Consider the following 11,917-nt stretch of genomic DNA (forward strand, 5'->3'; position numbering starts at 1 on the left):
AGGAATCACGTAATTTCGCTAATGGACGTTCCACCTGAACTTCGGGTCGCGCCGAGAGCCAAGGGGGGACGCGAAATGCGTTCGATCAACACATTGACCAGGGCAGACCTGGCGGAAACGATCAATCGCAAGATGGGCCTGTCGCGCGCCGAGTCGCTCGACATGGTGGAAGCCATCCTGGAAAAGATGTGCCACGCCCTGCATGAAGGCCAGAACGTGAAGATTTCCGGCTTCGGTAGCTTCGTGCTGCGGGACAAGAACGAGCGCATCGGCCGCAACCCGAAGACGGGTGTCGAAGTGCCGATCACGCCGCGCCGGGTGGTCACTTTCCGGGCGAGCCAGCTGATGAAGGACCGGGTGGCCGGCGCGAAGGTCGAATAGCCGGCCGCAAGAATTTCGGGAGACTTGGATGGACGGGGATTTCGAAGACGGCAAGGAACGGGGCGCGCTGCGCACCATCGGCGAAGTCAGCTCCGCGCTCGGGATCAAGCCGCACGTCCTGCGTTACTGGGAACAGCAGTTTCCCATGCTCGACCCGTTGAAACGAAGCGGCGGCCGGCGCTATTACCGCAGCGACGATGTCCGGCTGGTGGCGACGATCTCCCGGCTGGTGAACGATGAAGGCTATACGCTGAAAGGTGCGCTTGCAGTGATCGAGAAGGACGGCGCCGATCCGGCCCCCGATTTCGGGACGGACATCAAGAAACCCTTCCAGGTGAGCGAGACGGGCGAAGAACCGATCGCGCGCGAACCCGTCCTCGGCGCGGAATCGGATGCCGACCGCGAACCGGGCCTGCGCCAGGTCGATTTCCTCGCCGAACCGATCGGCAACCGCCGCGTGACGGGCGAAGGCGAAGTCGACCGCGCCGGTATCCTCGCCAAGCTGAAGTCGATCCGCAAGGAACTGGCCGACGCCATCGCGGACTAGGAACCGCGACTGACAGAAGCGGCTCGGCGTCAGTCGGCGAACCGGAATCGTCTGACGGTCGAGTGTGCCGCAATCGTTACGTCCCTACCATCTTCGCTGAAGGACAGACGTGTTTGATAGCTCGTCTTTTCGGCAACTTCCTGCAGTACCCGACCATCCGACATCGAAATGAGCGCTATCCGCTCACCCTTCTGGCCATGCACCGGCAGCGAGACCAGCGCGTGGCGTCCGTCGGGACTGATCGCGGGCTGGATGGGCCCCGAGAAATTGTCTGCCGTGCCGTCCAGCGTCCACACGACGCGTCCCGACGCCAGTTCCCGCAATTCGGCAACGATACCGTCCTGCGATTCCGGCGGCGGACACTGGGTCCAGAGTTCGCAGATGGGCCCGACCGCGCTGAGATGGTGCACCACGAGGACGTGTTTCAGGTCCGGCGCGATGGCGAAATGCCGGACCTTGGCAGTGTCGATGGTCCAGGGCAGGCGCTTCGGTTCGGACCCCTGTTCCCACACGAACCACTTCCGCGTTTCGCCCGGTACTATGTAGACTGCGAATATTCCGCCGTTCGCAGCGAGCCTCGCGTCGATTGCCGTAAGGCGGACGCCGAATTTGCCGCTGACGTCTCGCGGGATCGCGTAGGACTGGATGATCCGGCCCGCGCGCGCATCGACCATGGCGAAGGTGGGGGACGAATTCTCGAACTCGGGCCGGTAGAAACTGCCCTTGGTTCCGAACTCCGCGATCGCCCGCCCTTGGTGACCGACCCAGTATATTCCGTCCAGATTGCCCGCCGGGTGCGATAGCGCAGGCAGGGCGGCAATGGTGCCGTCTGGCGAAATGGCGATGGTCTCCTTCGGTCCCAGCGCGAAACCGCCGGGATCCGCGGTTTTCTGGCGAACGCCGAAGATCGAACGGGAATTTGCAGCCCATGCATAGGGAACCGTGTCTGCAAGGGCGAAACCTTCGGTCGATACCCTTCCGACCGCGTGGCTACCGCTGCCTTCCTCGCCGTGCAGGGTCATGACCCACAGCCCCTCTATCCCGTCATAGGAGAAATAGGCCTTGCCGTCGGGCGAAAGATCCGGTGCGGTCTGGGAATAGGGGCTCGAAGGCAAGCCGACGTCCAGGGCCGGGAGCGCTCTCAGCGGGCCGGGTGTCAACGGGTCCTCCGCTTCAAGCAGCCGGATGTCCTGCAGTTCCGCCTCGGGCGCGTTTTCCGGTTTCTCCGGCGGTGCCGAACAGGCGACGAGCGCCAGCATGGCGACCATCGCCGGGACGAGCGAATGCATCATCATGCACCCTTGCTAACAAGGATGGATTGCGAAACCCTTGCTGCCGGCGTTCACTCCGCCGCCAGCAGTTCCTCCGCTGCGCCCAGGTCCACGCTGACGAGGCGGCTGATGCCCTTTTCGATCATGGTGACGCCGAACAGGCGGTGCATGCGGCTCATGGTGACGGCGTTGTGGGTCACGATGAGGTATCGGGTGTCCGTGCGCACGACCATCGCGTCCAGCAGGTCGCAGAAGCGGTCGATATTGGCATCGTCGAGCGGGGCATCGACTTCGTCCAGCACGCAGATCGGCGCGGGGTTGGTCAGGAACAGGGCGAAGATCAGTGCGACTGCGGTCAGGGCCTGTTCCCCGCCGGACAGCAGCGTCAGCGATTGCAGGCGCTTGCCCGGCGGCTGGGCGTAGATTTCCAGGCCCGCTTCCAGCACGTCGTCGCTGTCGATCATCGCAAGGTGCGCCTGCCCGCCTTCGAACAGCTGGGCGAAGAGGCGGCGGAAATGGGCGTCGACCTGCTCGAAGGCCGCTTTCAGCCGCTCGCGTCCCTCGCGGTTCAGATTGCCGATCGACCCGCGCAGCCGGTTGACCGCCTCGGCCAGTTCCGCCTGCTCCGCCTCGCTCGCGCCGTGCTCGCTCTCGATCCTGGCCAGTTCGTCGGCGGCGACGAGGTTGACCGGGCCGATCCGCTCGCGGCTGGCCGTGAGCTTTTCCAGTTCCTCCGACTCCGCGGACGAGTGACCAACGTTGTCCGCGTCGAATTCGAAGCGTTCGGCGAGGAGGGGCGGGGGGCACTGGAAGCGTTCTCCGCTGACGCGCGCCATCTCGCTGCGCCGCGCTTCCTCGTTCTCCGCCTTCGCGGCTAGGCCGGCGCGGCCTTCGCGCGCGGTGGCCAAGGCCTCGTTCGCTTCGGCGAAGCGGCGGTCGGCGGCGTCGGAGCGTTCCTGCGCCTCGCGCACGGCGGCTTCCGCCCAGGCCAGCTCCGCGCCCAGCCGTTCGCGCACCGCATCGCCCTGCTCGATCTCGCGCATCAGCCCTTCGGGCTTGGCAGCGAAGACGGCGCGTTCCTCGGCGATCTCCTCGAACCGGCGGCCCATGTCGGCCAGCCGCCGCGCGGCATCGCCGGAGCGGGACTGCCAGCTCGTGCGGTCCGCTTTCTGCGCCGCCACCCGCTCGCGTGCGACGGCCAGCGACTGGTCGTGCGCGGCCAGCGTCGCGGTGGCCGATTGCAGGCCGGAGCGGGCGGCATCGTTCTTTGCCTGCGCCGCTTCCAGCGCGCCGCGACCGGTGGCCGGATCGGGCAGGGCGGACTTGCGCTCCTGCGCGGTGGCAAACTCCGCTTCGGCCTGCGCGCGTTGTTCGGCGAGCTCGACCGCCGCCTCGTCCAGTTCGGCGAGGCGAGCCGCGATGCGCTCGCGCGCAGCGTCCGCCTGGTCGAGTGCGCGCAACGATGCCCGCTCGCGCTCGATCGCTTCGGCGAGCGACCGGTCGCCTTCTACAAGCGCGCGCTGCACTTCGGAAAGTTCGGTCTGGACCGCCGCCGCGCTCGCCTCGCTTTCCTCGGCCGATTTGCGCAAAGGCGGCACTTGCTCCGACAGATCGCGATACCTGTTCTCCGCTTCCAGGCGCGCGGCTTCGGCGGCGCCCTCGCCACGGGCGACGAAGCCGTCCCAGCGGCGCAGGTGCCCTTCAGTCGTGACCAACCATTCGCCGGGTGAAAGCGTGCGACCGTCATCCTGTGGTGCGACATGGACCAGCGCCAGCCGCGCGGCGAGTTCTTCGGGGCAATCGGGCACATGGTCCAGCAGGCTGTCGGCAACCCGCGCCGGGCTCTCGCGCCCGGTCCAGTATCGCCCGTCCCCGCTGGCACTGCCGAGCGGGGCCTTCGCGTCGCGTCCCAGCACGGCGGCGAGCGCGCGTTCGTAGCCCTTCGCGGCGCGGACCCGGTCGAGCGCGGCCGGCAGGCCGCTGGCATTGGCGGCGCGCTTGTTGCGAGCCTCCCGGTCACGGGACAGCGCCGCATACTCGCGCTCCACGCCGGCAAGTTCGGCCTTGGCCGCCGCCAGCGTGCTTGCGGCCTCGTCGCGCCGGGCCTGCAGCGCGTCCTTGCGTTCGCGTTTCTCGGCCAGGCTTTCGCGGGCGCGGATCACGTCTTGCGCAGCCCGTTCCGCTGCCTGCCGCGTGCGTTCCACCTCCGCCTCGGGATCGCTCCTGCCGGTCAGTTCGCGGCGTGCTTCGTCCTGTCGCTGCGCGTCCCGGTCCAGTCGCCGCAAGCGATCCTCCGCCTGCGCGATGGCCGCTTCCGCGACGCGCCATTCCGCCTCCACTCCGGCATGGTCGGCCGTGGCCTTTGCCAGTGCGAGTTCGGCCGCGCGCGCGGCCCGGTCGGCATTCTCGGACGCGGCCTCGAGCGAGGGGCGTTCCTGTTCCTGCGCCAGCAGCGCGGCCTCGTTGGCGGTAAGCTCCTTCTCCAGCCGGGCGAGGGCTTCGGCTGCGTCCGTGGTCATCCGGTCGGCTTCGATCCGGTCTTCTTCCAGTCGCGCCTTCTGCCGGTCGAGATCGGCCAGCCGCTGTTCGGCGGCTTCCAGCTGGCTGGCAAGCGCGGCCATGCGGTGGCCGTGCGCGCTCGCATCGTCGCGCCGGTCGGCCTGTTCCTCGCGCGCCTCGGACAGCGTGCGCGCGGCCTCGTGCTGTTCCTTCTGGGCCGCGTCGGCCGCGTGCTTGGCCTCGGCCACGCGTCCTTCGGCGGCCCTTGCCTCCTGCCGCGCGGCATCCGCCGCGGCCGCGGCATCGCGCCAGCGGGCATAGAGCAGCCGCGCTTCGACCACGCCGATCTGCGCGCTAAGCACCTTGTAGCGTTCGGCCTGCTTCGCCTGCCGCCTGAGCGAGGCGATCTGGCTGTCGAGCCCGGCCATCAGGTCTTCCAGCCGTGCGAGGTTCGCCTCGGTCTGGCGCAGCTTGCTCTCCGCGTCGCGGCGGCGCACGTGCAGCCCGGCGATCCCGGCCGCCTCTTCCAGCATCTGCCGGCGTTCGGCGGGCTTGGCGGCGATGACCTGCGCGATCTTGCCCTGGCTGACCAGCGCGGGGCTGTGCGCGCCGGTCGCGGCATCGGCGAAGGTCAGCGCCACGTCCTTGGCACGCACGTCGCTGCCGTTGACGCGATATGCGCTGCCGGCGCCGCGTTCGATCCGGCGAGTGACGTCCAGTTCCTCGCCATCGTCCGTCTCCGCCTGCAGCACGACTTCGGCGAAGTCGCGCGGCGGACGGCTCTCGGTCCCGGCGAAGATGACATCCTCCATCCCGCCCGAGCGCATGGACTTGGGCGAATTCTCGCCCATGACCCAGCGGATCGCTTCGAGGAGATTGGACTTGCCGCAGCCATTGGGCCCGACCACGCCGGTCAGGCCCGGTTCGATGCGCAGTTCGGCGGGCTCTACGAAGCTCTTGAATCCGGTGAGCTTGAGCCGCTTTATGCGCATCGACAGGCGTCAGGCCCGCTTAACGGGCGCCGGCCCTCTGCAGCTGGGGCTCGAGGCCTTCCCACGCGGTGCGGGCGGCCCCCATGTCGACCTTGGTCCCGTTGATCAGGAAGGTCGGCGTCTGGGTGATGTTGAGCTCTTCGGACTGCGTGTTCGAACGTTCGGCGATCGCGTTGTAGGTCGCTTCGTCCGCCAGGCACTGGCGCGCCTGTTCCTCGGGCAGGCCGAGCTGGGCGAAGAAGGGATAGAAGTTCAGCACTTCGGCGATCCGCACCAGCCGCTGCTCGGGCGGCAGGGTGATCGCCTGCTGCACCGCTTCGCCGTTCTGCTGCAATCCGCCGAGCACGGTCGGCAGGTTGCGCCACACCTGTTCGGACCGGGCGTGATAGGCCGCCTCGTTGCCGCCGCAGCGCACCAGCGTCGCCAGCGCGAGATCGTGCGGGCCATGGATCTGGTTGCGCAGTTCGTAACTGACGCGACCCGAATTCACGTATTCGCTTTTCAGCTCTTCCAGCCCACCGGTCACGAAGGCCGCGCAGCCCGGGCAGGTGAGCGAGGCGTACTCGATGACCTTGATCGGCGCATCCGGGTTGCCGAGGACATAGCCGTCCGCCTCGGTGCGCTGCACCTGGTCGAGCCACTGCGTGCCGTCAGGCGCTTCCACGGCGGCGACGGGTTCGGACTTGGCGACTTCGCCCGTCTCACCGTCGGTGCCGCCGCCGCAGGCGGCCAGCGTCAGGGCGAGGGGGGCGGCGAAGAGGAGGGCTTTCAACTTGGTCATCGGTCTCGATCCTCGGTACTTGGGTCAAAGGCTATGGGATGTCGGTCAACTTACAAAGCGCGAAGCGGCGCTTTCCACAGGGTTTCCAACGGAAAACGGCCCGTCAGAAGCGTTCTTGCAGCTTCGGCTCCAGACTGTTCCAGTCATGGACATGCTCCAGCGTCGTGCCGTCGAGCACGAAGCTGGGCGTACCTTCCAGTCCGAACCGCTCGAAATCGGCATTGCTCTGCGCGTCGAGCGCGGCGGCGCGCGCATCGTCGTTGAGGCAGCGGTCAAGCTCCGTCTGTTCGTATCCGCGTGCGGCCATGAAGCCGTAGAGGCCGAGATCGCTGGCAATCGCGCGGCGCTGCTCCGCCCGCAGCCCGTCACCCCAGCGCGCCTTCTGGGCGGCGGTCATGTTGCGCGAAACCGCCAGCCAGGTCGCCTGCGAATTGAGCATCATGGCGTGGTTGCGCGCGAAGTTCTCCGTGGCGCCGCACTGGACCATCATCGTCGCGGCAAGGTCGATATTGTTGCGGATGATCGGCCGGATCTCGAGATTGAGCTTGCCCGAATGGATGAAGACATATTGCAGCGGCGCCTCGCCCTGCCGCGCGAACAGGGCGCAGGTCGGGCAGCTGTAGCTGATGAATTCGACCAGCTTCGCTTCCGCATCGGGATTGCCGATCAGGTGTCCGCCATCGGTCGGGGCGACTGCGGCGTGCCATGCGCCGCGCGTGCTTTCCGGCGTATCGTCCTGCGCGCTGGCCGGGGCCAGGGTCGCCAAACAGGCCGCCGCTGCGACGGCCACGGTGCGAACGAATGTCAGGGCCCCCATCGTATCAGTCCTTCTGTCCTTCGGATCCACCAAGGCTGCGGGCGAGCGATTCCAGCACGGTCCGCAATTCCGGGTCGCCGATGTCGCGCAGGGAATCCCCGAGTTCCATGGGAATGGGCCTGAGCGACGGCGGCGCCTTGGGCCGGTCCTTTAGCGGCGGTGGCTGAACCGCGCCTTGCCGCAGTTTCACGCGGGCCACGGCGCGATAGCCGAAGAAGCGGTTCACCCGCTCCATGATTTCCGGGATCACGTGCTGGATCAGCGGGGCATGGGCCGGCAGGACCACCAGTTGCAGGATGCCTTCCGCCTTCTCGCCCGGGGGAAATCGGATTGCTTCGGGCGCGCACACGCGGGCGTGCTGCTCGCCCACGATTTCCGGCCATCGGGTGACGACGCTCGATTGCACGAAGCCGAAGCGGCGGAACGCGGTCCGGCCGATCTGCGGCATCAGGTCCGAAATCGGCTTGGCCGGGCCGCCGCGCGGACGCTCGTACTCGCGTGCCTTCGCCTTGCCCGCGCGCGCAGCCGGCTTCGATTTTGGCTTGTCCCGTTCCATGTCCGGACGCCCCATGCCATAGGCGCGGCGTGACTGCCAGCATCGCCGACATCCTTCTCGACTGGTACGACGCGAATGCGCGCGACCTGCCCTGGCGCGCGCGGCCCGGAGCGGCGCCGACCGATCCCTATCGCGTCTGGCTGTCGGAAATCATGCTGCAGCAGACGACCGTCGCGGCGGTGAAGCCCTATTTCGCAGCTTTCACCAAGCGCTGGCCGGACGTGGCGGCGCTGGCCGCCGCACCGGAAGAAGACGTCATGGCGGCATGGGCGGGGCTGGGATATTACTCACGTGCCCGCAATCTGGTGAAGGCGGCGCGGGCGGTAGCGGAGCGGGGCGGGTTTCCCGACACCGAGGAGGGCTTGCGCGCGCTGCCGGGCCTCGGAGCCTATACTGCAGCCGCCGTGGCGGCGATCGCGTTCGGGCAGCGGGCGGTGGTTGTCGATGCGAATGTGGAGCGGGTCGTCTCCCGCCTGTTCGCCATCGAGCACCCCCTGCCGGCATCGCGCCCGACCATCCGCCAGCTTGCCGACACCATCACGCCCGATGCGCGCGCGGGCGATTTCGCGCAGGCGATGATGGACCTGGGCGCCACGATCTGCACGGCGCGCGATCCGCGTTGCCTGCTATGTCCGCTGGCCGACACGTGCGCGGGGCGGGCGGCGGGCGATCCGGCGCGGTTCCCGGTGAAGCTGCCGAAGAAGCCCCGGCCGGAGCGGACCGGCACGGCTTTTTGGATTGAGTGCGACGGCGCGGTGTGGCTGACGACGCGGGCGGGCACCGGGATGCTGGGCGGGATGCGCGCGCTGCCGGACGACGGCTGGAGCGCGAAGGCGGACGGCAGCGGCGAGCCGCCATTGGCAGGCGAGTGGCAGGACCGCGGCGCGGTTACGCACGGCTTCACCCATTTCTCGCTCGTCCTGCGCGTCGCCGCGCTGGAAACGGACGCGCAGCCCGCGGGCGATGGCGAATGGTGGCCGGTCGACCGGCTGGCGGATGCCGGATTGCCCACGCTGTTCCGCAAGGCCGCGCAGCGCGCGACGGCGGAGGCGGGCGCGGACGACACGCGCAATTGACCGTTCACCCCGCATCGCGCAAACCGAACGAAACAGTTTCGAGAGAGGACCGATTCATGGCGTATCGCGATTTCGCAGACGGCGCTCTGTCGCGCCGCGGCCTGCTGCGTGGCGGGGCATTCCTGGGCGCGAGCGCCGCACTGGCGGGCATTCCGCTGGGCCGGCAGGCGCTGGCGCAGGCGGGGCAGGACCTGGGCCAGACCTGGCCGACGATCCGCGCGCAGGTGCTCGATTACGTCAATTCCGGCAAGGTCGCGAACATGGTCGCCACCTTCGGCTGGGGACAGCAGGACCCGGAAATGATCGCGGCCGGCACGCTGGAGCTGGAAAGCGGCCCGGCGGCCAACATGGACACGCTCTATCGCATCTACTCGATGACCAAGCCGATCACCGGCATGGCCGCGATGATGCTGATCGAGGATGGCAAGCTGGGCCTCGACCAGGAACTCGCCACCATCCTGCCAGCCTTTGCCGAGATGCGCGTGCAGAAGGAATATGACGGCAGCATCGGGGCCGAAAACCTGGAGCCGGCGGAGCGGCCGATCACCATCCGCCAGCTGCTGACCCATACGGCAGGCCTTGGCTACGGAATCGTCCAGCAGGGTCCGATCACCACCGCCTATACCGAACGCGGACTGATCCCCGGACAGGTCAGCCGCCTGCCGATCCCCGGTTTCGACCGCGGGGAATCCGTCAACAGCCTGGAAGCCTTTGCCGACGGGCTGGCCGGCCTGCCGCTGGTGCTGCAGCCGGGATCGAAGTGGAGCTATTCCGTCGGGCTCGACCTGATGGGAAGGGTGATCGAAGTCGTTTCCGGAATGCCGTTCGACCGGTTCCTGAAGGAACGCCTCTTCGATCCCATCGGCATGACCAGCACCTATTTCCAGGTGCCCGAAAGCGAGAAGGCGCGGCTGGCGACCAATTACGCGGTCTTCAACGGCAGCCTGCTGCCGATCGATCCGGGCGATAGTTCGATCTATCTCGACACGCCGCCTTTCCCGACCGGCGGGGCCGGGCTGGTCAGCAGCCCGCGCGACTACGACCGGTTCCTGCGCATGCTGACGGGATACGGCACGATCGACGGCCGCCGCGTCATGGGCGAACTGGCGGTGCGCGTCGGCACGTCCAACATCCTGCCCGAAACCGCGCAGACCGAAGGCACCTGGGTCGAGGGCGAAGGCTTCGGCGCCGGCGGTCGCGTGGTGGGTTCCGCCTATGGCTGGGGCGGGGCGGCAGGTACCGCCGCGCTGGTGGACATGCGCCTCGGCCTCAGGGCGCAGCTTTTCACCCAGTACATGCCGTCCGAGGCCTACCCGATCCAGAGCACGTTCGGCGAGCTGGTGCGCCAGGATCTCGCCGCCTACGCCGACACGGCGCAGTAGCATGGCGGACGATCCGCTGCCGGCCTTTACCGGCGCCCGGCTGGACCGCGCGGACCACCTGCGCGCCGATCCGGATGCGCTGGCGGGCATGATGACCTGGCGGGCCCGGCTGCTGCGGCTGGACGGGCTGCTGCCCGATGTCGCGCCGGACGGGATGCTGGGCTGGGGAACGCTGGCCGACGCGCCGGAGGATGCCGAACTGGTGTTCCTCGGCCTGCTGGACGAGAAGCCGTGCTTCGCCGCCGTGCCGGATCGCGGCGATGCCGGACCGCGCATGGCCAATCCCGCGCTATGGGCGATGATGGAAGCGCTGCTGCCGGACCAGCTGTCGCTCTACGCCGGCGCGCGCAGCCTGGTGGACTGGCACGCGCGCCATCGCCACTGCGCCCAGTGCGGCGGCACCACGAGGATTGCCAAGGGCGGCTGGCAGCGCAACTGCGAGACCTGCGGGGCGCAGCATTTCCCGCGCACCGATCCGGTCGCGATCGCGCTGGTGGAGAACGACGGGCAGCTGCTGCTGGGGCGCGGTCTCGGCTGGCCGGAGGGCCGTTATTCCGCGCTCGCCGGTTTCGTGGAGCCGGGCGAAAGCATAGAGGAAGCCGTCGCGCGCGAGATACTGGAGGAAACCGGCATCGCCGTGCGCAAGGTCCGCTACGTCGCCAGCCAGCCCTGGCCGTTCCCGTCGCAGCTGATGATCGGCTGCTACGCGGTCAGCGACACGCAGGCCATCACGCTGGACGAAACCGAGCTGGCCGATGCCCGCTGGTTCACGCGCGAGGAGGTGGAACGCAGCATGGCGGGCGATGGGCCGTTCGGTCCGCCGCCGCCGCAGGCGATCGCGCACACCCTGGTGCGCTGGTGGCTCGACCGATGACGCGGACTCTTTCGATCGACATATGGTCGGACGTGATGTGTCCGTGGTGCCTCGTCGGCTGGGGCAATCTGCGCCAGGCGCTCGACACGCTGGAAGGCGAGATCGATGCCGAGATCCGCTGGCACTCTTTCGAGCTCAATCCCGACATGCCGGCCGAGGGCGAGGAGCGGACCGCCCATATCGCGCGCAAGTACGGCCGCACGATGGAACAATCGCGCGCGGTGCAGGGCCAGATGCGCGCCGCGGCGACGGCGGCGGGGGTCTCGCTCGACTACGAAGGTGGCGATGCGCCGGAGCCGCCGGCGATGATGTGGAACACGTTCGACGCGCACAAGCTGCTGGTCTGGGCGCTGGCGGAGTACGGGCCGGAACGGCAGACGGCGCTGAAGCTCGCCCTGTTCGAAGCGCATTTCAACGCCCGCCGCGCGATCGGAGAGCGCGGGGTCCTGCTCGCCATTGCGGAGGAGCAGGGCTTCGACCGCGATGCCGCGGCCCGCGCGCTGGACGATCCGGACATTGCCGCACGCGTCCGGATGGAAGAGCGGACCGCGTTCGACAACAACATCACCGGCGTCCCGGCCATGGTGATCGCGGGCAAGTTCCTTGTCCCGGGCGCGCAGCCGCCCGAAAGCTACGTCGCCGCGCTGCGGCGGGTGGCGGAGAAGGAACCGGGCTGACGGCCAAGAAAAAGCGCCGCGACCCGGGATCGGAGCGCGGCGCCTTTCTGCGTAGATGGTCGCG

11 protein-coding genes are annotated in these 11,917 nt (G+C 68.3%); 6 read left to right on the top strand and 5 right to left on the bottom strand.

All coding sequences use genetic code 11. The annotated features are described in order from the left end of the window. Positions 1-75: 75 nt before the first annotated feature. A complete protein-coding gene (locus AB1K63_RS01150) occupies positions 76-381 on the top strand; it encodes an integration host factor subunit alpha (protein ID WP_366958062.1) in 306 nt (101 codons plus the stop codon). 28 nt (positions 382-409) lie between these two features. Beyond that, positions 410-928, top strand: coding sequence for a MerR family transcriptional regulator (locus AB1K63_RS01155; protein ID WP_366958063.1), 519 nt, complete (start codon positions 410-412; stop codon positions 926-928). 29 nt (positions 929-957) lie between these two features. Here AB1K63_RS01155 and AB1K63_RS01160 read toward each other — a convergent pair whose 3' ends face one another. From AB1K63_RS01160 to AB1K63_RS01180, 5 genes are all read right to left on the bottom strand, one after another. Further along, a complete protein-coding gene (locus tag AB1K63_RS01160) occupies positions 958-2,223 on the bottom strand; it encodes a hypothetical protein (protein ID WP_366958064.1) in 1,266 nt (421 codons plus the stop codon). 47 nt (positions 2,224-2,270) lie between these two features. Beyond that, the gene (locus AB1K63_RS01165; protein WP_366958065.1) at positions 2,271-5,690 is read right to left on the bottom strand and encodes an AAA family ATPase; all 3,420 of its coding nucleotides are present in this window, start codon (positions 5,688-5,690) and stop codon (positions 2,271-2,273) included. A 19-nt stretch (positions 5,691-5,709) separates the two neighbouring features. Continuing rightward, a complete protein-coding gene (locus AB1K63_RS01170; RefSeq protein WP_366958066.1) occupies positions 5,710-6,471 on the bottom strand; it encodes a thioredoxin domain-containing protein in 762 nt (253 codons plus the stop codon). A gap of 103 nt (positions 6,472-6,574) precedes the next feature. Then, positions 6,575-7,288: a thioredoxin domain-containing protein gene (locus tag AB1K63_RS01175; RefSeq protein WP_366958067.1), complete on the bottom strand. Its 714-nt coding sequence runs from the start codon at positions 7,286-7,288 to the stop codon at positions 6,575-6,577. A 4-nt stretch (positions 7,289-7,292) separates the two neighbouring features. Beyond that, positions 7,293-7,844: a DciA family protein gene (locus AB1K63_RS01180; protein WP_366960622.1), complete on the bottom strand. Its 552-nt coding sequence runs from the start codon at positions 7,842-7,844 to the stop codon at positions 7,293-7,295. A gap of 29 nt (positions 7,845-7,873) precedes the next feature. Between AB1K63_RS01180 and AB1K63_RS01185 the strand changes: the two genes are divergently transcribed. From AB1K63_RS01185 to AB1K63_RS01200, 4 genes are read left to right on the top strand one after another with little or no spacing between them, the layout of a single operon-like run. After that, entirely contained in the window at positions 7,874-8,920 is a 1,047-nt protein-coding gene (locus AB1K63_RS01185; RefSeq protein WP_366958068.1) for an A/G-specific adenine glycosylase, read from the top strand. Positions 8,921-8,976: 56 nt separating this feature from the next. Continuing rightward, positions 8,977-10,302, top strand: a complete 1,326-nt coding sequence (locus tag AB1K63_RS01190; RefSeq protein WP_366958069.1) for a serine hydrolase domain-containing protein — start codon at positions 8,977-8,979, stop codon at positions 10,300-10,302. A 1-nt stretch (position 10,303) separates the two neighbouring features. After that, on the top strand, positions 10,304-11,176 hold the full coding sequence (nudC, locus tag AB1K63_RS01195) for an NAD(+) diphosphatase (protein ID WP_366958070.1): 873 nt from the start codon (positions 10,304-10,306) through the stop codon (positions 11,174-11,176). Then, the gene (locus tag AB1K63_RS01200) at positions 11,173-11,853 is read left to right on the top strand and encodes a DsbA family oxidoreductase (RefSeq protein ID WP_366958071.1); all 681 of its coding nucleotides are present in this window, start codon (positions 11,173-11,175) and stop codon (positions 11,851-11,853) included. Before nudC ends, AB1K63_RS01200 begins: the two co-directional genes overlap by 4 nt. Positions 11,854-11,917: the final 64 nt, after the last annotated feature.

This window comes from Qipengyuania sp. JC766, assembly GCF_040717445.1.
Taxonomy (GTDB): Bacteria; Pseudomonadota; Alphaproteobacteria; order Sphingomonadales; family Sphingomonadaceae; genus JC766.